At 73.1% G+C, this 19215-nt stretch carries 19 protein-coding genes; 8 read left to right on the top strand and 11 right to left on the bottom strand.

Features of this window, described 5'->3' with window-relative positions; all coding sequences use genetic code 11:
• Nucleotides 1-45 precede the first annotated feature (45 nt).
• From QSK20_RS07505 to QSK20_RS07515, 3 genes are all read right to left on the bottom strand, one after another.
• Nucleotides 46-363, bottom strand: coding sequence for a hypothetical protein (locus QSK20_RS07505; protein WP_285787840.1), 318 nt, complete (start codon nt 361-363; stop codon nt 46-48).
• A gap of 95 nt (nt 364-458) precedes the next feature.
• A complete protein-coding gene (locus QSK20_RS07510; RefSeq protein ID WP_285787841.1) occupies nt 459-908 on the bottom strand; it encodes a pyridoxamine 5'-phosphate oxidase family protein in 450 nt (149 codons plus the stop codon).
• 80 nt (nt 909-988) lie between these two features.
• Complete coding sequence (locus tag QSK20_RS07515; RefSeq protein ID WP_285787842.1) at nt 989-1582, bottom strand: pentapeptide repeat-containing protein; 594 nt, start codon at nt 1580-1582, stop codon at nt 989-991.
• Between the two features lie 61 nt (nt 1583-1643).
• On the opposite strand from QSK20_RS07515, the gene QSK20_RS07520 reads away from it, so the two are divergent.
• Together QSK20_RS07520 and QSK20_RS07525 are read left to right on the top strand one after the other, a co-directional pair.
• Entirely contained in the window at nt 1644-2876 is a 1233-nt protein-coding gene (locus QSK20_RS07520; protein WP_285787843.1) for a serine hydrolase domain-containing protein, read from the top strand.
• Between the two features lie 130 nt (nt 2877-3006).
• The gene (locus QSK20_RS07525; RefSeq protein ID WP_285787844.1) at nt 3007-3648 is read left to right on the top strand and encodes an NAD(P)-dependent oxidoreductase; all 642 of its coding nucleotides are present in this window, start codon (nt 3007-3009) and stop codon (nt 3646-3648) included.
• A gap of 244 nt (nt 3649-3892) precedes the next feature.
• Here the strand turns inward: QSK20_RS07525 and QSK20_RS07530 are convergent, their stop codons facing one another.
• The 4 genes from QSK20_RS07530 to QSK20_RS07545 all read right to left on the bottom strand — a co-directional run bounded on the left by QSK20_RS07530 (nt 3893) and on the right by QSK20_RS07545 (nt 7130).
• Entirely contained in the window at nt 3893-4357 is a 465-nt protein-coding gene (locus QSK20_RS07530; protein ID WP_285787845.1) for a PPOX class F420-dependent oxidoreductase, read from the bottom strand.
• Between the two features lie 83 nt (nt 4358-4440).
• Complete coding sequence (locus tag QSK20_RS07535; RefSeq protein WP_285787846.1) at nt 4441-5082, bottom strand: DUF6642 family protein; 642 nt, start codon at nt 5080-5082, stop codon at nt 4441-4443.
• Nucleotides 5083-5151: 69 nt separating this feature from the next.
• Nucleotides 5152-5898: a response regulator gene (locus QSK20_RS07540; RefSeq protein WP_285787847.1), complete on the bottom strand. Its 747-nt coding sequence runs from the start codon at nt 5896-5898 to the stop codon at nt 5152-5154.
• Nucleotides 5877-7130, bottom strand: a complete 1254-nt coding sequence (locus tag QSK20_RS07545) for a sensor histidine kinase (RefSeq protein WP_285787848.1) — start codon at nt 7128-7130, stop codon at nt 5877-5879. Before QSK20_RS07545 ends, QSK20_RS07540 begins: the two co-directional genes overlap by 22 nt.
• A 131-nt stretch (nt 7131-7261) precedes the next feature.
• On the opposite strand from QSK20_RS07545, the gene QSK20_RS07550 reads away from it, so the two are divergent.
• The 3 genes from QSK20_RS07550 to QSK20_RS07560 are packed head-to-tail and all read left to right on the top strand — an operon-like array spanning nt 7262 to nt 9668.
• Entirely contained in the window at nt 7262-8161 is a 900-nt protein-coding gene (locus tag QSK20_RS07550) for an ABC transporter ATP-binding protein (protein ID WP_285787849.1), read from the top strand.
• 29 nt (nt 8162-8190) lie between these two features.
• Entirely contained in the window at nt 8191-8952 is a 762-nt protein-coding gene (locus QSK20_RS07555) for an ABC transporter permease (RefSeq protein ID WP_285788062.1), read from the top strand.
• A gap of 2 nt (nt 8953-8954) precedes the next feature.
• Nucleotides 8955-9668 (top strand): YqeB family protein, encoded by a 714-nt coding sequence (locus QSK20_RS07560; protein ID WP_285787850.1) that lies wholly within the window; start codon nt 8955-8957, stop codon nt 9666-9668.
• Nucleotides 9669-9687: 19 nt separating this feature from the next.
• Here QSK20_RS07560 and QSK20_RS07565 read toward each other — a convergent pair whose 3' ends face one another.
• From QSK20_RS07565 to QSK20_RS07575, 3 genes are all read right to left on the bottom strand, one after another.
• Nucleotides 9688-11154: a serine hydrolase domain-containing protein gene (locus QSK20_RS07565; protein ID WP_285787851.1), complete on the bottom strand. Its 1467-nt coding sequence runs from the start codon at nt 11152-11154 to the stop codon at nt 9688-9690.
• Nucleotides 11155-11171: 17 nt separating this feature from the next.
• Complete coding sequence (locus QSK20_RS07570) at nt 11172-11678, bottom strand: ArsR/SmtB family transcription factor (protein ID WP_285787852.1); 507 nt, start codon at nt 11676-11678, stop codon at nt 11172-11174.
• A gap of 82 nt (nt 11679-11760) precedes the next feature.
• On the bottom strand, nt 11761-13641 hold the full coding sequence (locus QSK20_RS07575; RefSeq protein WP_285787853.1) for a metallophosphoesterase family protein: 1881 nt from the start codon (nt 13639-13641) through the stop codon (nt 11761-11763).
• A gap of 232 nt (nt 13642-13873) precedes the next feature.
• Between QSK20_RS07575 and QSK20_RS07580 the strand changes: the two genes are divergently transcribed.
• The 3 genes from QSK20_RS07580 (at nt 13874) to QSK20_RS07590 (ending at nt 18506) form a co-directional block, all read left to right on the top strand.
• Nucleotides 13874-15064, top strand: a complete 1191-nt coding sequence (locus QSK20_RS07580; protein ID WP_285787854.1) for an endonuclease — start codon at nt 13874-13876, stop codon at nt 15062-15064.
• A 156-nt stretch (nt 15065-15220) separates the two neighbouring features.
• A complete protein-coding gene (locus tag QSK20_RS07585) occupies nt 15221-17566 on the top strand; it encodes an isoamylase (protein ID WP_285787855.1) in 2346 nt (781 codons plus the stop codon).
• Nucleotides 17567-17651: 85 nt separating this feature from the next.
• The gene (locus QSK20_RS07590; protein WP_285787856.1) at nt 17652-18506 is read left to right on the top strand and encodes an aldo/keto reductase; all 855 of its coding nucleotides are present in this window, start codon (nt 17652-17654) and stop codon (nt 18504-18506) included.
• 100 nt (nt 18507-18606) lie between these two features.
• Here the strand turns inward: QSK20_RS07590 and QSK20_RS07595 are convergent, their stop codons facing one another.
• Nucleotides 18607-19119: a GNAT family N-acetyltransferase gene (locus QSK20_RS07595; protein WP_285787857.1), complete on the bottom strand. Its 513-nt coding sequence runs from the start codon at nt 19117-19119 to the stop codon at nt 18607-18609.
• Nucleotides 19120-19215 lie beyond the last annotated feature (96 nt).

Raw genomic sequence — 19215 nt, forward strand, 5'->3', positions numbered from 1 at the left:
GGGACCCCTGCTACCACCCCACCCCACCCCACCCCCGACCGTGCGTCAGGCGACCGGGGGTGGGGTGGCGGCGGGGTCGCCCTGCTCGACGATGGCGTCGATGTCGGCCGGACGTAGCCCGCGCAGCGCCAGCACCCGCCGTCCCCACCGGTGCAGGCGGCACGGGTGCGGGCTGGCGTCGTTGCGGCACACCGTCCCGCCGGACCACCGGCGCGGCGCGTGCACCACGACCGCCCGGACCGCGAACTGGGCGTCCTCGCCGGTGACGTACGGGGGTAGCGGGATCTCCCGGAGCACCTCCCCGTCCGGGACGCCACCGACGCGCGGAGCGGCCGGCCGGACGGTACGGGTACTCGTGCCCATCAGCGAAGCCTCCCGGGATCGTCGAATCTCCACAACGGAAAGTTACGACCCGATCGACGCATCGCGACGGACAAACTGTCCCGGTGAACCGCGCGCTAGCGGCGGGTGCGACGGCGCAGGCCCTGCCCGGGGTGCCAGCTCTCGATCACCAGGTGGTCTGCCGGCTCGCCCACCCGGGTCAGGACCACCTCGGTCAGTTCGATCCGGAACCGGTGCGAGCCGTCCTCCGGCGGCGGCAGTTCGTGCGCGATCCCGGCGATCTTCGCGTCGCCGTCCCAGGAGCCCGGGTCGTCCTCGGGCGTGTCCTCGGTCGGGCAGTGCAGCGCGACCCGGGGGTCACGACGCAGGTCGAGGGCCTTGAGCGCGCCGGGCATGCTGCCCACGCGCAGGTCCCCGTCCTCGAACTGGAACTCCGTACCGCTGATCCGGGGCGAGCCGTCCCGTCGCAGCGTCGCCATCGTCCCGTGCTTACGGACCGCGAAGCGGGCGCGCACCCGCTCGGCGAAGTCCGGTTCCTCGTCGACCAGATCCGACCACCATGCCATGCCCCGAGGGTGGCAGCCGCACCTGACATCCGGTGACAGGTTTTCCGGCGCGTTCCCACGACCGCGGTAACGCACGCCGGTCAGCGGATCTCGAAGCCCATCGTCCGGGCCAGCACCAGCGCCTGGTCCGGGTTGATGATCGCGCCGGCCCGCTGGACGGCCGTCGGGTCGAGCGCGCTCAGGTCGCTGCCGCGCAGGTCACAGCGGGTGAGGCGGGTGCCGGCGAAGTGCCCGCCGGAGAGGTCCGCGTTCATCAGGACCCCGCCGGTCAGATCGGCCCCGGTCAGGTCTACCTCCCGCATCCGTACGCCGGTGAGGCGCACGCCGCGCAGGTCGGCCCGGGGCAGGGCGACGAAGGACCAGTCCCCGCCCTCGACCCGCAGCGGGCGCAGCTCGCACTCGGCGAACGTGCTGCCGACCAGCTTGCAGCCGGTGAACTCGGCCTCGAACAGGACGCAGCGGGTGAAGACGCAGCGGGTGAACGCCGAGTCGACGTGGCGGGAGGCGTTGAACCGCACGCCGCCGAAGGAGCACTCGGTAAAGACCGCGCCCCGGGTGGTCGCCTCGGTCAGGTCGATCTCCTGGAACGAGCAGCGCACGAAGTGCCGGTCGACGATCTCCTCGCCGTACCAGTCCTCGTGGCGGTAGGTCGCGTCCTCGGTCAACTCCGGCACGGTCCCGAGAGTAGCCCCACCCCTTCCGGACCGTCCTTACCAACTAGTAGGTTCAGGTGTCGTGGACGTGGCACGGAACATCGACCCGGACGAGATCGGCTTCGATCCGGCCCGGCTGGCCCGGATCGACGAGCACTTCGGCCGGTACGTCGACGCCGGCCAGCTCGCCGGCTGGCAGATCGTGGTGACCCGACGCGGGCACGTCGCGCACTCCTCGACGTACGGCATGCGCGACGCGGAGGCCGGCGCTCCGGTGACCCCGGACACGCTCTGGCGGATCTACTCGATGACCAAGCCGGTCACCTCGGTCGCCGCGATGATCCTCTGGGAGGAGGGTCGGTTCGAGCTGACCGACGAGATCAGCCGGTGGCTGCCCGAGTTCGCCGACGTCCGGGTCTACGCCAAGGGTTCGGCGCTCAAGCCGTACACGGTGCCGGCGGTGGAGCCGATCCGGGTCTGGCACCTGCTCACCCACACCGCCGGCCTGACGTACGGCTTCATGCAGACCTCGGTGGTCGACGGCCTGTACCGGGCGGCCGGCTACGACCTGCACTGGCCGGACGGGGTCGACCTGGCCGGCGCGTCGGAGGCCCTGGCCCGGCTGCCGCTGCTCTTCCAGCCGGGCAGCGCGTGGGGCTACTCGGTCGCCACCGACGTGCTCGGCCGGCTGGTCGAGGTGGTTTCCGGGCAGCGCCTCGACGACTTCGTCGCCGACCGGATCCTGCGCCCGCTCGGCATGACCGACACCCACTGGTGGGTCGACGGGGACGACGCCGAGCGGCTGGGCGCGCTCTACGTGCCCGACCCGCGCACCGGCCGGATCCTGCGACACGACCAGTTCGGGGCGGTCGCCCGGCGCAAGCCCGGCCTGCTCGCCGGGGGCAGCGGCCTGATCTCCAGCGCGTACGACTACCACCGCTTCACGCAGATGCTGCTGCGCGGGGGCGAACTGGACGGGGCCCGGGTGCTCGGTCCGCGCACGGTGCGCTTCATGACCCGCAACCACCTGCCCGGCGGACGGGACCTGGCGGCCCTCTCCACCGGCGGCTTCGCCGAGTCGATCTTCGACGGGGTCGGCTTCGGCCTCGGTTTCGCGGTGGTGCAGGACCCGGTCCCGGGCCGGGTGCCGAGCAGCGTCGGCGAGTACTACTGGGGTGGGGTCGCCAGCACCGCCTTCTGGGTGGACCCGGTCGAGGAGGTCACCGCGCTGTTGTTCACGCAGCTCATGCCGTCGAGCACCTATCCGCTGCGGTCGCAGTTGCGCCAGCTCGTCTACTCCGCCCTGGTCGACTGAGCCGCCCCACGAGGGTGCGGGCACCACGGCGGTCGGGTCGGCCGGGGGACCGGGATCGCCGTTCCGCCGCCCGGTCGGCGGAACGCTCCTAGCCTGGAGGCGGACCAGTCCGTCGGGCCGGGAGGCGGTCATGAGCAGCATCGTCGTGTTCGGCGCCGGGGGCACCGCGGGTTCCCGGGTCACCGCCGAGGCGTTCCGCCGGGGACACCGGGTCACCGCCGCGGTACGACGGCCGGAGGCCACCTCGTACCTGCCGGCGGGGGTCCGGGTGGTCACCGGTGACGTCACCTCCGCGCGCAGCGTGCGGGAACTCGCGCCGGAGGCGGACGTGCTGGTGGTCGCGGTCGGCGGCGGCGAGCGGACGCTCTGGGCGGACGCGGCGCGCACGCTGACGACCACCCTGGCCGAGCTGCCCGACCCGCCCCGGATCATCCACCTGGGCGGCGGGGCGACCCTGCTCGCCCCGGACGGCACCCGGTTCCTCGACGCGCCGGACTTCCCCGAGCACTACCGCGACCCGGCGCTGGGGCAGGCGGACGCGCTGGACTGCTACCGCTCCTCGGCCGACGGCGTGCCCTGGACGTACGTCTCACCCCCGCCGCTGGAGTTCCACCCGGGCGAGCGCACCGGCCGGTACCGCACCGGCGGCGACCACCCGGTCACCGACGCGCAGGGCCGGTCCGTGCTGTCGTACGAGGACCTGGCGGTGGCCGTGGTCGACGAGATCGAGAACCCGCGCCACCTGAACACCCGCTTCACCGTCGCCTACTGACGGATCCGCGCCACTTGCCGGCGCCCGGGGGCCGGCCATTGCCGGTTGGCGGCCCGGCAGCCCGGTGACTCGCGGCCCGGAGCTCGGCGGCTGGTAGTGCGGTAGCGGACGCTTTGGAGCTGCCCCGCCTGTGCTATCAGGCCGCCTCCGCGTACTGCCCCGTCTGTGCGGGCAGCTCTACAGTCTCCGTACCGCCAACCCCGGTCCGCACCGTGGCCCGGCCACGGCCGGCCCGCCGGTGGGGTCAGTCCGCCAGCCGGGCCGGGAACCCGCCGGTCGCGACCGGCCCCCAGCTGTCGATGGTGACCCGGATCAGCGACTTGCCCTGCCGGACCATCGCCTGCCGGTACTCGTCCCAGTCCGGGTGCTCCCCGGAGATACACCGGAAGTACTCCACCAGCGGTTCCAGCGCCTCCGGCAGGTCGAGCATGTCGGCGGTGCCGTCGAGCTGCACCCACGGGCCGTTCCAGTCGTCGGAGAGCACGCAGGCGGAGACGCGCGGATCCCGGCGGATGTTGCGCACCTTGGCCCGCTCCGGGTACGTCGAGACCACCAGCCGGCCCGCCCCGTCGACGCCACAGGATACCGGGGAGGACTGCGGGCGGCCGTCGGCCCGGGTGGTGATCAGCACCGCGCGGTGCCGGGGAGTGAGGAACTCGACCAGTTCCGGGCGGTCGATCCGGGTGTTCGTCGCGATGCTGCGTGCCATCGCTCGTTTCTACCAGCGCGTCGGCGCGGTCGCCCAGCACTCGCCGCGGTTCGCCAGCGCCTCACCGCGGGTCCACCGGCGCCTCACTGCGGGCGGACGGTGGCGCGGTCGCCGGCCGGTTGGGCGGGCACCCGGGGGCGGGCCGCCGGCCGCCACTCCCGGCCGTTGGCGTAGATCACCCGGAATCCCAGGTACGACGCGAGCGGCGCCCAGTGCGCCGATCCCATCCGCAGCTCGGCGGCGTTGTGTCGCTGGCCGTTGGCCAGCACGTCGAGCAGGACGGTCTCGAACGCGGCCGACTCGACCCAGTCGACCTCCCGGGTGAATCCGCAGACCAGGGCCGCCCCGGTGACCGTCAGGAACTCCCGCAACGCGGAGGTGGAGGCGCGCAGCACCGAGCAGCTGCCGAAGTAGAGCCGCTTCCCGCCGCACCGGCCGGCCATCCGCTCCGCGACGTCGCTCAGCTCCACCGAGTGCCAGTCGGTAAGGCAGAGCCGACTCGGCTCGCCGTGCATGGCGAAGAAGCCGACCCGGTAGTCGGCGTACTGCTTGAGCAGCCAGCGGTCGAGGAAGTAGTTCAGCTCGTCGGGCGTGGCGGCGTCCTTGTGGATGAACCGGATCCGCCCGAGCCGCTCCAGCAGCTCCAGCGTCGGCAGCACCGACCCGCGTTCGTGCAGGTCACGGTGCCATTGACCCTCCAGGCAGAAGATCCCGCCGCGTGCCATGCCACCTCCCGCGTCACCCGCTGCGTGAGGTTACCGCCGATCCGGGCCGCTGGGCACGGCCGGGCCGGTTCAGACCAGTTCGGCGTCGTGGACGAGCAGCGCCACCTGGACCCGGTTGTTCAGTTCCAGCTTCGTCAACAGGCGGGAGACGTACGCCTTCACCGTCGCGACGCTCATGAACAGCTCGGCGGAGATCTCCGCGTTGGTGCGTCCCCGGCCGAGCGCGACGGCCACCTCGCGTTCCCGTTCGCTGAGCCCGGTGAGCAGCCGCAGCGCCCGGTCCCGGCGCGGGTCCGGGCGGACCTCGGCCGGCGCGGCGGCCGTGACGTGCGCGATCAGCCGGCGGGTGACGGTCGGCGAGAGGGTCGCCTCGCCCGCCGCGACCCGGCGCACCGCCTGCACGATCTCGGCGGGCGGGGTGTCCTTGAGCAGGAAGCCGCCCGCCCCGGCCCGCAGTGCCCGCAGCACCTGGTCGTCGGCGTCGAAGGTGGTCAGCACGAGCACCTCCGGCGGGTCGGGCCGGGCCCGCAGGGTCTCGGTGGCCGCCAGCCCGTCCACCCGGGGCATCCGGATGTCCATCAGCACGACGTCCGGGGCGTACGCCTCCACGGCGGCGGGCACCTCGCCGCCGTCGCCGGCCTCGCCGACCACCCGCAGGTCCGACGCCCCGCCGAGGATCATGGACAGCCCGGCCCGGACGAGCGGGTCGTCGTCGACGATGAGCACCCGCACCGGACGGGGCTCGTCCGTCCCGGCCGCCCCGCCGCTCACCCCGGCTCCGCCCGCCCCGCCGGTCACGCCGGCCACGGCAGCCACGCGGCCAGCCGGAAGTCGCCGGACTCGTCCCGGCCGTGGGTCAGCCGACCACCGGCGAGGTGGACCCGCTCGGCGATGCCGACCAGTCCGGTGCCGGCCCCGGGGATCTCCGGGGCACGTTCCCCCACCGGCCAGCGGTTGCGGATCTCCACGTTCAGCCCCCGGTCCGGCCCGCCGGCGAGGTCGACGCTGACCATCACCCCCGGCGCGTGCTTGCGGGCGTTGGTCAGCCCCTCCTGCACGATCCGGTACGCGCTGCGGCCCACCGCCGCCGGCACCTGTTCGACCAGGTCGACCCGTTCCCGCAGGTCGACCCGGACTCCGGCGGTCCGGGACTCGTCCACCAGCGCCGGCACGTCGCCGAGGGTGGGCTGCGGGCGCTCCGGCGCGGCCGGCGCCACGGCGGCGGAGTCGGCGCGCAGCACCCCGATCACCTCGCGGAGGTCCTGGAGCGCGGCGTGCGCGCTGCTGCGGATCACCCCGGCGGCCCGGGCGATCTCCTCCGGCGGCGCGTCCGGCCGGAACTCCAGTGCCCCGGCGTGCAGGCTGAGCAGGGAGATCCGGTGCGCGAGCACGTCGTGCATCTCCCGGGCGATGCGGGTGCGCTCCACCTGACGGGCCTGCGCGACCCGGAGCTGCTGCTCGGCCTCGGCCCGCTCGGCCCGCTCGCGCAGCGACACCACCAGTTGCCGGCGGGCCCGGACGAACATGCCCCAGGCGAACACCAGCAACGTGATCACCACGCCCCAGGTGGTGGTCTCCCAGTACGACAGCTGAGGATCAGGGCGCAGGTAGCTGAAGGCCATGTTGGTGCCGAGGCAGGCTGCCGTGTAGGCCAGGGCCACGGCGGTGCGGCAGTGCACCAGCACCGTGAAGTAGATGATGATCAGCGGCACCGCGCCGGCCATCGTGAACAGGGTCAGCGGCAGCGTGGCCACCGCCAGGCCGACCGGCCAGCGGCGGCGTACCCAGAGCAGGGCGGTGGTGACCAGGCCGACCACCGCGTCCGCCGCGACCATCCAGTCGTACGGCAGCGGGGTGGAGAGCTCCGGGTCGGCGGACCGGGCGTCGGTGGTCGCCCACACCACCCAACCCAGGGAGAGCAGCAGGCAGAGGACGTCCACCAGCCAGTCGCGGGTGGTCCGCCGGGCACGCCGGGCCGGGGACGCCGGGGACGCCAGCGCCCCGGGCAGCAACCAGGGGTGTTCGGGGACGAGGGCCGCGCGGGACATGGCCCCATGCTACGGAGCGTCACCGCCCTCCGGCACCGACCAAAGTTCACCGTCTCCGTCGACCAAGGTCGGGGCAGGCGTACACCCTCGGCCGCAGCGGCTGGCCGGGTGGCGCGGGCAGGCTCATCCCCATGATCACGGTCGAGAACCTCACCAAACGGTACGGCCCGCACGCCGCCGTGGACGACGTGTCGTTCCGCTGCGAACCCGGGACGGTCACCGGCTTCCTCGGCCCGAACGGGGCAGGGAAGTCCACCACCATGCGGATGATCTGCGGTCTCACCCCACCGACGTCGGGCAGCGCGACGGTCGACGGGGTGGCGTACCGGCAGCTGCCGAACCCGGGACGGCGGATCGGCGTCCTGCTCGACGCCTCGGCGCAGCACGCCGGTCGTACCGGGCGGGAGGCCCTGACCGTCGCGGCCCGCACCATGGGCGTCGACCCGCAGCGGGTCCCGGCGACGCTGGAGCGGGTCGGGCTGGGCCCGGCCGCGGCGAAACGCCGGGTACGGGCGTACTCCCTGGGGATGCGGCAGCGGCTCGGCCTGGCGCACGCGCTGCTCGGCGACCCCCGGATCCTGATCCTCGACGAGCCGGCCAACGGCCTGGACCCGGAGGGCATCTTCTGGATGCGCGGCCTGCTGCGCGACTTCGCCGACCGGGGCGGCACGGTGCTCCTCTCCTCGCACCTGCTGCGTGAGGTGGAGGCGGTGGCCGACCGGCTGGTGGTGATCGGCGGCGGCCGGATCGTCGCCCAGGGCGGCAAGGACGAACTGCTCGCCGGTGCCGGGACCCTGGTCCGGGCCCGGGACCCGCAGGCCCTGCGGGGTGCCCTGGCCGCCGCCGGCCTCTCCGTGACCGGCAGCACCGACGGGGGGTTGCTGGTCCGGGCCGAGGCCGGGGCGGTCGGGCAGGCCGCCGCCGACTCGGGCGTCGCCCTCACCGAACTGCGCCCGGCCGGCAGTGGCGGCCTGGAACAGCTCTTCCTCACCCTGACCGCCACCGGTTCGAACCAGGAGGTCGCCGCGTGAGCGCCGATACCCTCGCCAATCCGGCACCCGTGAACGAACGGTCCACGACGGCCGAGCGTCGTCCCTCGCTGCTTCGGCTCACCGGAGTCGAGCTGCGCAAGCTCGCCGACACCCGGGCCGGGCTGTGGCTGCTGATCGTGATCGGCCTCGCCGCCGCCGCGATCGTCACGGTGCAGCTCTTCGTGGTTCCCGCCGAGGAGCAGACGTTCCGACCCTTCTTCGAGTCGACGCTGCTGCCGGTCGGGATCCTGTTGCCCGTCCTCGGCATCCTGTCGGTGACCTCGGAGTGGTCGCAGCGGACCGCGCTCACCACGTTCGCCCTGGTCCCGGCGCGGCACCGGGTGGTGTTCGCGAAGCTGGCGGCGGTGGTCGTCGCCGCGCTGCTGTCGGTCGCGGCCAGCATCGCCGTCGCCGCGGTCGGCACGCTGGTCGCCGACCTCACCGGGGGCGCCGGCACCTGGTCGGTGCCGGGCGCGCTGCTCTGGCACGCCGTCGTCTTCCAGGTGGCGAACGTGCTGATCGGCATCGCCTTCGGCCTGCTGCTGGGGAACACCCCGCTGGCGATCGTCCTGTACTTCGTTCTGCCGACCGTCTGGTCGGTGCTCGGCGGGATGATCAAGGCGCTGCGGACTCCGGCGGAGTGGCTGGACACGGCGGTGACGATGACGCCGTTGCTCTCGCCGGAGATGACCGGTGGGCAGTGGGCCCGGCTCGGCACGTCGCTGCTGCTGTGGATGGTCGCTCCCCTGGTCGTCGGACTGGTCCGGACGATGCGCCGCGAGGTGTCCTGACCGTGCCGGGACAGGCCGTACCGGCGGGCCCGAATCCGGGCTCGCCGGTCGTGGTCAGCGGGGGCGCGGGCGAGCTGGCCCTGTTCTGGGGCGGGTTCCCGGCGCTCGGCGCCGGGGCCGGCTGGCTGCTGGCGACCTTCGTGGACCGGCTCGCCGGCTGGTCCTGGGTCCCGGCCCAGGACCTGCTCGAACTGGTCGCCTCGCTGCCCGAGCCGCAGGTCACCGTCGGGACGCTGGCGGTGGGCACCCTCGGCGGGCTGGTGATCGCCGGGATCGGCACGTGGGAACGGCTCGTCGTCACCGTCGCCCCCGACCGGGTGACCCTGCGCCAGAAGGGCGAGGAGCAGGAGTTGAGCCGGGCGACGGTCCGCGCGGTGTTCCGGGACCGCCGGCAGCTCGTGCTGCTCGGCCCGGTCGACGAGGAACTGTTCCGGGAGTCGTGCGACCTGAGCGACCGGCGGCTACGGGAGGCGTTCCTCGCCCACGGCTACCCGTGGCTGGCCGAGGACCCGCACCGGGAGCGGTTCCGGCGCTGGGTGCCCGGCCTGCCCGACCTGCCACCCGGGGCGGACGCGCTGCTCCGGGCCCGGCAGGACGCGCTGAAGCACGACCGGCGCGACGACGCCCGGGAGTTGCGCCGGGAACTCGCCGTCCTCGGCCTGGTCGTCCGGGACGAGTCGAAACGGCAGTACTTCCGGCTGGTCCGGGCCGGGTAGCGCCCGGCCCGGTCCCGGGTCAGCCGACGGCCACGAGGGTGACCAGGACGAAGACCACGGTCAGCGCGGTGCCGGTCCAGCGCCGCCAGGGCGGCACACCGGCGACCAGGGGCAGCGTCCGCCACCGTGGGACGGCCAGGGCCAGCCCGGCCGCGCCCAGCCCGCAGCCGACCGCCCAGACCCAGCCCGGCAGCACCGTCCACTCCCCCAGCCGGTACGCCAGGAGCAGGGACGCCGGCACCCAGAGCGCCGCGTCGAGCACGCTCAGCCGGTCCGGACCGCGCCGCGCGGTGCTCAGCAGCGACAGCCCGCCGATGAGGCTGAACACCAGCGCCAGCCCCACCCCGACCCACCCCGGCAGGCCGGCGCCGTCGTCGTCGGGCAGGTCCTCCTGCGGTACGCCGAGCAGCCGCAGCCCGATCGGGTCCACCGATCGGTCGGTGTTGCCGAGCACCACCACGCCCTTCCCGGCGGCCCGGTCCACGCCGACGTACGCCCGGAAGCCGCCGGTGCCGCCGTTGTGCCAGACGACGTCCCGGTCACCGTGCCGGGTGGTGAACCAGCCGTACCCGATGCGGTTGCGCCCGTCCTCCTCGAAGCGTGCGGTGGCGGCGTCCGCGCCCGGCGCGGTGCCGTCGAGCAGCGCGGCGACGAGTTTGCCCAGGTCGCCGGAGGTGGACCAGGTGCCGACGCCGGCCGGGACCCAGCCGGAGCCGGTCCACGGGTCGGTCGGCCGGCCGGTGGCCCGCCCGCCGTCGGCGTGCCCGGCGGGCGGGGCGGCCCCGTCGGGGTGGACGGAGGTGCGGTCCATGCCGAGCGGGGTGAGCAGTTCCCGGTCGAGCAGCTCCGGGTAGCCGGTGCCGGCCTTCGCGGCGAGCGCCTGCCCGAGCAGCGCCGCGCCCAGGTTGGAGTACTCGACCCGGCCCCGGCCGTCGCCGGGCTCGGTCTTCCCGGCGGCCCGGGTGAGCCAGTCGACGCCCTGCCCGGCGTACGGGTCGGCGGCGGTGAGGTTCGCCCACCAGAGCCCGAACGCGTCGCCGACCGAGGTGACCGGCACCCGGGGCAGTCCGGCGCGGTGACTGGCCAGCTCGGCCAGGGTCACGTCGCCGGTCGGGCCGCTCACCGGCAGGGCGTCGCGCAGCCGGTCGTCGGGGCGTACGGCGCCGGCGGCCACCTGGTCGGCGAGGAGCATGCCGGTCAGTGCCTTGGTGACCGAGCCGATCTCGAAGCTGGTGTCCGCCTCGACCGGCGCGCCGTCGGCGTTCCGTTCGCCGAGACCGGCGACCCGGACCCCGCCCGGCTCGACGAGGGCGACGGAGAGCCCGCGCAGCCCCTCGGTGTCCCCGGCGGCCGTGCGGACGGCGGCGGCGAGGTCGGCGTCCCCGGTCGTGCGCGCCGACAGGTGGGGTGGGCGGGGCGCCCCGAACAGGGCCAGCGCCCCGACGACCAGGCCGACGACGAGGGCGACGACGGTTGACCTGCGCATGGTTGCTCCTTCCCCGCTCAGCGGTGGGTGGCGGTGAGGATGGTGAGCAGCGGCACCACCCGTTCGGCGGGGACGGCGTACCGGCCCCGGCCGGCGCTGCGCAGCCATCCGGCGGCGGTGAGCTGACGCAGGTGGTGGTGGAGTTGGCCGGTGGTGCCGAGTTCCTCGATTCCGGCCAGTTCGGCGGTGCCGCGCCGACCGCCGAGGATCTCGCGCAGCAGCCGCAGCCGGACCGGGTGGGCCAGCGCGGTCAGCGCGGTGGCCGACTCGGACCAGTCACCGGCGAGCACGGCGTCGACGGGGAGGCCGTACTGCCAGTCGTACCGCTCGCCGTCCAGGTCGACGGTGCCGGTGTAGAGGACCGCGCCCGGGTGCCCCTCGGGCAGCCGCTGCCGGAGCCCGTCGAGCGCCCAGAACGTGTCGCCGTCGCCGGTCGGGTTCGACGGGGTCGGTGTGGGTCCGCGCCCGACCAGCTCCGCGACCTGTGCCTCCAGCGCCGCGACCCGTTCCTCCAGGGATGCCATGACCTCGATAATACGAAGTTACGTACTTACGTACAACTGGGAGCGGGGCGGCCCGTGGTCCGGGCCGCCCCGCTCCCCGGGCTCAGGCGAGCGGGAACTCGTCGAAGAGCACCACCGCCGAGTTCGGCTGACGGGTGTCGAAGCGGTACGAGCGCACCACCCCGGCCGCCGAGTCCAGCAGCGAGAACACCGTGATGTCGTTGCTCGCCACGTAGGGCAGCGGCTTCCCGGCGGCGTCGGTCAGCGGCGCGACGGTCGGCACCACCGGGGTCAGGCCGCCCGGGTCGCCCTGCCGGACGTGGTCGGGGCTCTCCGGCAGGTTGCGGGACGTCCCGCTGGACGGGTCGTACGCGCCGTAGCTGTTGCCGACGTTCGAGGTCTCCAGCCAGTTCACCCCGTCGGCGTTACGGAACCGGTTCCACAGGTGCGAGTGGCCGTTGTGGACCAGGTTCACCCCGCCCGCCGAGAAGAGCGGCTCCAGGTCACGCAGGATGTGGTCGTCGGCGAGCGGATAGCGGTAGCGCACCCCGGTCACCGCGCCGGTGGCCGGGTCCCGGGTGATCTCCTGCACCGGGTCGGTGAACGGCGGCGCGGAGTTGTCCCCCAGACCGTGGCCTGGGTGGTGGTACATCACCACCCGGTACTTCGCCTGCCGGGCCGCGCTGGAGGCCAGCTCCTTCTCCAGCCAGCGGTACTGCCGCGAGCCCTTCTGCACCGGCTCGAAGATGAACTGCCCGTAGCCCCACTTCGTCTCGTCGGCCAGGTCCGCCGGGTTCTCGGAGAACTTGCCCCGGGTGTTGGCCCCCGCCGACCGCCAGATCTGGGTGGCGAAGAGGGTGACCAGGTGCACGTCGCCGATGGTCCGGGACCACCAGCGCGGCCCGCCCTCGGCGCTGCGCGGGTACGGGAAGATCTCCTCGTAGGTGGTGACGTCCCAGGAGTGCTGGGCGAGCCAGGTCTCCTCGTCGATGCCGGTCGGGCGGGTCTCCCGCCAGCGGCGGCGGGCCACCTCGACCGGCTGCGGGTCGTTGAACTGGCTGTCCAGACCGGCCGTGTCGGACCAGCGTCCCATCACCTCGTGGTTGCCGATCGCCGGGAAGATCGGCGAGTGCTGGACCAGCGGTGCGCCCCGGTAGGCGCGTCCGGCGACGACGCGCTCGGCCCGGCCGGTCAGCCCGGCGAAGAACGCCAGCCCGGTGGTGCTGTCGAACCACTCGCTGGCCCGGTCCGGCACGTTGACCAGGTCCCCGGCGACGAGGACGCCGTCCAGGCGCACCCCGGCGGTCTCGGCGACCTTCTCCAGGTTGGCCGGGGTCATCGTCTTGAGCTGGTGGTCGCTGGTGAGCAGCAGGCGCACCGGGCGACGCCGGGGCACCGCCGGGGCGAGCGAGTACGCGGCGGTCACCGTGGCCCGTCCCATGTGGTCGACGGAGACCACCCGGTACGGCGTGCGTTCGCCGGACCGCAGGCCGGTCACCCGGGCCAGGTGCCGGTACACCGGCCGGTCCCGCACCGCCGTGTACGTCCGGCCGGGTACCGCCGAGGAGGCGTCCTCCCGGGTACGGGTCAGCCGGGTGGTCCCGGCGGCGACCCGACGCCAGCCGGAGCCGGCGGCCCGACGGCCGGTGGCCGCGTCCAGGGCGGCCCGGTCATCGAGCGTGGCCACCGCCGAGCCGACCAGCACCACCTGGGTGGTGCCGTGCTCCTCGGTGTGCCAGACGACGTGAACGTCGCTCGGCTGCGGGTCGAGCAGGTACGGCTCGCAGAGCAGCGGCCGACCGCCGAGGCGTGGGGTGGGAGTGTCGTCCGGTTCGGTGGGGCGCGGCGCGGCGACGGCCGGTGCGGCCCCGCCGCCGACCACGCCGGCGGCCACGGCGGCGCCACCGGCGAGGGCGAGGACGTTACGGCGGGTGAGACTTCCGGAGTCGTCGTCGGCGGTGGAGCGGATGCTGTTCTCGGTCATGACCTGCACCCCAGCAAAGAGGTCTGACCGGCGTACCCCGTGCAGGTGAACGGCACGGCGCGGCCCGGTGAAGCGGTCCGCGCCGACCGCCGACGACCCGTCGTCCCGTCACGACGGGTGACCGACCGGGGTCGCCACCGTCGTCGCACGGTCGATGTCCCGGAGATCCGGCATGGAATGTTGCCCCGTGGATCTCCCGCTGTTCACATCGATGCCGATAGCATCGCTGAGCATGAATATTAGGAGCATCGCACGCTCGCGAACCGGGCGGTTGATCACCGCCGTCGCACTGACCGTCGCGGTCGCGGTACCCGTCGTGGTGACCTCCGCCTCGGCCGCGACGGCTCTCACCGTGGCCCAGGCGCTCGCCGCCCAGGACGGCCGTTCGGCGACCGTGACCGGGTACGTCATCGGCCAGCCCACCTCGACCACCACGGTGCTCCGGTCCGGCTTCACCGCCGACACCGCGATCGCCATCGCCGACTCGGCCGCCGAGACCAGCGCGAGCCGGATGCTCTACGTCCAGGTCACCAGCGCGTACCGGAGCACGTTCGGGCTGCTCACCAACCCGGGCCTGCGCGGGAAGCAGATCACCACGACCGGCACGCTGACCGCGTACTTCAGTCACGGCGGGTTGAAGAACCCGACCGCGATGAGCCTCGGCGGCACCACCACGCCGTCGCCGACGTCGTCCCCCACGCCCGGCCCGACCAGCACCGTGCCCGGCGGCGACTACGACCCGGCGTACTACGCCGACGCGACCGGCAAGACCGGCAGCGCGCTGCGCAGCGCCCTGCACTCGATCATCAAGGTGCAGACGAAGCTCTCCTACGACCAGGTGTGGGAGGCCCTCAAGGACACCGACCAGGACCCGGCGAACTCGAACAACGTCGTCCTCCTCTACTCCGGACGTTCGCAGAGCAAGAGCACCAACGGCGGCGGGGCGAACGACTGGAACCGCGAGCACGTCTGGGCCAAGTCGCACGGCGACTTCGGCACCTCGACCGGCCCCGGCACCGACGTGCACCACCTGCGCCCGGAGGACGTCTCGGTGAACTCGACCCGGGGCAACAAGGACTTCGACAACGGCGGCAGCGCGGTCAGTGAGGCTCCCGGCAGCTACACCGACGCCGACTCGTTCGAGCCGCGCAACGCGGTCAAGGGTGACGTCGCACGGATGATCATGTACATGGCCATCCGGTACGAGGGGAACGACGGCTGGCCGAACCTGGAGCTGAACAACGCGGTCAACAACGGCAGCGCGCCGTACCACGGGAAGATGTCGGTGCTGCTCCAGTGGCACCAGGCCGACCCGCCGGACGCCTTCGAGAAGCGCCGCAACCAGCGGATCTACGAGCGCTGGCAGGGCAACCGCAACCCGTTCGTCGACAACCCGGCGTGGGCCGCCTCGATCTGGGGCTGACCTGCGGCGGCGCGGCCGGTCCCGGGCCCTGTCCGGGGCCGGCCCGTGGCACATCGACGAAAGTCGAGGCTTTACCGCGTCGAAATCGACTGTTATCTTTCCGGCAATCGCTGCAAGTTCTTGCGGCACCTGGACCTCGGACGTCGGAGAAGGCCCATGCCCGCACCTCGCACCCGGCGTACCCGGGCCGCCCTCGCCGCCGGACTCGCCGCCGCGCTGACCGCCGTGGCCGCCCTGGTCGCGCCCCTGGTCACCGCGCCACCGGCCGTCGCCGCGATCGACGCCCGCGCCCTCGGCGCGCGGTACGACAGCAGCGGGTCACGGATCACCTTCCGGGTCTACTCGTCGGCCGCCACCCGGATGACCGTCAACGTCTACGCCGCCCCCACCGGCACCGGCGAGAACGCCTCCTACCTACTGACCCGGGACGCCACCGGGGTGTTCAGCACCACCGTGGACGTCGCCGCGCTGCGCGCCGCCGGCATCACCGGCACCGTCTACTACGGCTACCGGGCCTGGGGGCCGAACTGGCCGTACAGCAGCACGTGGACCAAGGGCTCCTCGGCCGGCTTCGTCGCCGACGTCGACGCCGCCGGCAACCGGTTCAACCCCAACAAGCTGCTGCTCGACCCGTACGCCCGGGAGATCAGCCACGACCCGCTGCGCCCCGGCATGACCACCTCCACGACGTACGCCTCCGGGCCGGCGTACCGGACCACCGACAGCGGCCCGCACGCGGCCAAGGGAATCGTGCTGGCCGCCACCACGCCCGCCTTCGGCACCAAGCCGACCCGGGCGCTCAAGGACGACCTCGTGTACGAGGTGCACCTGCGCGGGCTGACCCGCAACGACCCGTCGGTGCCGGCCGCCTACCGGGGCACGTACCGGGGCGCGGGCATGAAGGCGGCCTACCTCGCCTCGCTCGGGGTGACCGCGGTGGAGTTCCTGCCGTTGCAGGAGACGCAGAACGACACCATCGACGTCGACCCGACCGGCACCGCGGGCGACAACTACTGGGGTTACATGACCCTGAACTACTTCGCTCCGGACCGCCGGTACGCCTACGACCGCTCCCCCGGCGGGCCGACCCGCGAGTTCCAGCAGATGGTGAAGGCGTACCACGACGCCGGGATCAAGGTGCTGGTCGACGTGGTCTACAACCACACCGGCGAGGGTGGCGTCTACACCGCCGGCGGGTCGAACGTCTACGACATCGTCTCCTGGCGCGGGCTGGACAACCCGACCTACTACTCGCTCACCGCCGACCGGCAGTCCTCCTGGGACAACACCGGCGTCGGCGGCAACTACAACACCTACAATCCGGTCGCCCAGGACCTGATCGTCGACTCGCTGGCGTACTGGAAGAACACGCTCGGCGTCGACGGGTTCCGGCACGACCTCGCCTCAGTGCTCGGCAACACCTGCCAGCACGGCTGCTTCAACTACCACAAGACCGACCCGAACACCGCGCTCAACCGGATCACCCGGGAGATGCCGCCCCGCCCGGCCGGCGGCGGCGCGGGTGTGGACTGGATCGCCGAGCCCTGGGCGCTCGGCGACGGGACGTACCAGGTCGGCAACTTCCCCGCCGGCTGGTCGGAGTGGAACGGACAGTACCGGGACACGCTGCGCCGCGACCAGAACAAGCTCGGCGTCGCCGCCATCACCCCGGGCCAGCTCGCCGACCGGTTCGCCGGCTCCTCCGACCTGTACGGCGACGACGGTCGACGCCCGTGGAACTCGGTCAACTTCATGGTCGCCCACGACGGGCTCACCCTGGCCGACCTGTACGCCTGCAACGCCAAGAACAACAACCAGGCGTGGCCGTACGGCCCGTCCGACGGCGGCAGCGACGACAACAACTCCTGGGACCACGGCGGGAACGCCGCCGACCAGCGCCGGGCGGCCCGCAACGGGCACGCCTTCCTCATGCTCTCCGCCGGTACTCCCATGATCACCGGCGGGGACGAGGTGCTGCGCGGGATCCGCTGCAACAACAACCCGTACAACCTGGACTCGTCGGCGAACTGGCTGGGCTGGAGCCCGACCGCCGACCAGACCACGTTCCGGACCTTCGCCTCCCGGCTGGCCGCCTTCCGGCACGCGCACCCGGCGCTACGCCCGGCGAACTTCTACTCCGCCGCCGACACCAACGGCAACGGAATGCCCCAGCTCTCCTGGTTCACCCCGGCCGGCAGCGCTCCCGACTCCGCGTACTGGGGCAACGCCAACAACCACGCGCTCGGCTGGCGGATCGACGGCACCGAGTTCGGCGACCCGGCGTCGGCCGTCTACGTCGGCTACAACGGCTGGTCCGGGGACGTGAACTTCACCCTCCCGTCGCCCGGGGCCGGGAAGCAGTGGTACCGGGTCACCGACACCGCGAGCTGGGCGGAAGGGCCCAACCAGGTCGCCGTGCCCGGTTCGGAGGCGCTGATCGGCGGTCAGGGCACCAACTACCTGCTCCGCGGTCGCAGCCTGCTCCTCCTGGTCGCCCGCTAGGCAGATCACGCCTCGCCGCAGGTGAACCGGGCGACGACCGGGGTAGGACAGCCCGGGAGACCGCACGAGGCGCAGAGGGAGCGGCATGGCCACCAACACGATTCCGGACATCACGCTCAACGACGGCAACACCATCCCGCAGCTCGGCTTCGGGGTGTTCCAGGTCGAACCCCGGGACACCGTCACCGCCGTACGCGAGGCGCTGCGGGTCGGCTACCGGCACATCGACACCGCCCAGATGTACGGCAACGAGGCCGAGGTCGGGCAGGCGGTCCGGACCTCCGGGCTGGCCCGGGAGGACGTCTTCGTCACCAGCAAGCTGAGCAACGCCTTCCACCGCCCCGACGACGCCCGCAAGGCGATCCAGTCGACGCTCGACGAACTGCGGTTCAACTACGTCGACCTGTTCCTTATCCACTGGCCGCTGCCCACGCTCTACGACGGCGACTTCGTCTCCACCTGGAAGGCGCTGGAGGAGTTCCGGGCCGACGGCCGGGCCCGCTCGATCGGCGTCTCCAACTTCCAGGTGCCGCACCTGGAGCGGCTCGCCGCCGAGACCGACACCCCGCCGGCGGTCAACCAGGTCGAGGTGCACCCGTACTTCGGCAACGAGCAGGTCCGGGCGTACGGGCGGGAGCACGACATCGTCACCGAGGCGTGGTCGCCCATCGCCCAGGGGAAGGTGCTGGGCGACCCGGTGGTCACCGGGATCGCCGGAAAGGTGGGCCGCACACCGGCCCAGGTGGTGCTCCGCTGGCACATCCAGCGCGGCGACGTCGTCTTCCCCAAGTCGGTCACGCCGGAGCGGATCGCCGAGAACACCGCGATCTTCGACTTCACGCTTGACGACGACGACATGGCCCGGATCACCGGCCTCGACCGGGGCGAGACCGGCCGCCAGGGCGCACACCCCGACACCTTCGACTGGATGCCCGCCTGACGCCCAGCTGGGTGGTAGCAGGGGCCCCCTGTTACCGCTTTCTGCCGTGCAGGGGTCCCCTGCTACCACCCCAGCCCGCCTCTCGGGGCGGCTCCCGGCGTTACTCCGGGGCGGCGGTCAGGTCCAGTCGCCAGTTGTGCGATCGCATCAGCGCACCGGGCGGGAACTCGAACTCGGTCTCGCCGAGCAGGGTGAACCCGGCCTTGCGGCAGACCGCGTTCGACGCGGCGTTGTCGACCGACGGGAAGGCGTGCGCGTAACGGTAGGTACGCCGGGCGCGGGCCTGGGCGACGGCGGCGCCGAGCGCCGCGGTGGCCAGCCCCCGTCCCTGGTACGCCGGCAGGATCGACCAGCCCATCTCGTACACGGTGTCGCCGTGCCAGACGCGTTCCCAGTAGCCGATGCTGCCGACCGCCGCGCCCTCCCGCAGGGCCACCACCCGGAACATGCAGCCCCGGCCGGTGCCCGCGAAGTCCACGTACCGACGGTGCCGGGCCAGGACCTTCTCCTCGCTCTCCGGACCGCCGACGTACCGCTTCATGTCCGGGGTGTTGATCCGCCGCAGCAGGTCGAGGTCGCCCTCCTGCCACGGCTCGATCCGAACCAGGTCCACCAGGGCTCCTCCCGCCGGATTAGTCTCCGACGACAGTGAAGCCCATCTTCCCGGCAACGTCGGTGCCGCCCCGCGACGGGAGCGGCACCACGTCGG

The sequence above is a fragment of the Micromonospora sp. NBRC 101691 genome (assembly GCF_030269285.1).
Taxonomy (GTDB): Bacteria; Actinomycetota; Actinomycetes; order Mycobacteriales; family Micromonosporaceae; genus Micromonospora; species Micromonospora echinospora.

Excerpts from the sequence above, each read along its gene's own strand:
- QSK20_RS07505 (WP_285787840.1), bottom strand. The coding sequence starts at position 363 with ATGGGCACGAGTACCCGTACCGTCCGGCCGGCCGCTCCGCGCGTCGGT.
- QSK20_RS07510 (WP_285787841.1), bottom strand. The coding sequence starts at position 908 with ATGGCATGGTGGTCGGATCTGGTCGACGAGGAACCGGACTTCGCCGAG.
- QSK20_RS07525 (WP_285787844.1), top strand. The coding sequence starts at position 3,007 with ATGAGCAGCATCGTCGTGTTCGGCGCCGGGGGCACCGCGGGTTCCCGG.
- QSK20_RS07530 (WP_285787845.1), bottom strand. The coding sequence starts at position 4,357 with ATGGCACGCAGCATCGCGACGAACACCCGGATCGACCGCCCGGAACTG.
- QSK20_RS07535 (WP_285787846.1), bottom strand. The coding sequence starts at position 5,082 with ATGGCACGCGGCGGGATCTTCTGCCTGGAGGGTCAATGGCACCGTGAC.
- QSK20_RS07545 (WP_285787848.1), bottom strand. The coding sequence starts at position 7,130 with ATGTCCCGCGCGGCCCTCGTCCCCGAACACCCCTGGTTGCTGCCCGGG.
- QSK20_RS07550 (WP_285787849.1), top strand. The coding sequence starts at position 7,262 with ATGATCACGGTCGAGAACCTCACCAAACGGTACGGCCCGCACGCCGCC.
- QSK20_RS07565 (WP_285787851.1), bottom strand. The coding sequence starts at position 11,154 with ATGCGCAGGTCAACCGTCGTCGCCCTCGTCGTCGGCCTGGTCGTCGGG.
- QSK20_RS07570 (WP_285787852.1), bottom strand. The coding sequence starts at position 11,678 with ATGGCATCCCTGGAGGAACGGGTCGCGGCGCTGGAGGCACAGGTCGCG.
- QSK20_RS07575 (WP_285787853.1), bottom strand. The coding sequence starts at position 13,641 with ATGACCGAGAACAGCATCCGCTCCACCGCCGACGACGACTCCGGAAGT.
- QSK20_RS07580 (WP_285787854.1), top strand. The coding sequence starts at position 13,874 with ATGAATATTAGGAGCATCGCACGCTCGCGAACCGGGCGGTTGATCACC.
- QSK20_RS07585 (WP_285787855.1), top strand. The coding sequence starts at position 15,221 with ATGCCCGCACCTCGCACCCGGCGTACCCGGGCCGCCCTCGCCGCCGGA.
- QSK20_RS07590 (WP_285787856.1), top strand. The coding sequence starts at position 17,652 with ATGGCCACCAACACGATTCCGGACATCACGCTCAACGACGGCAACACC.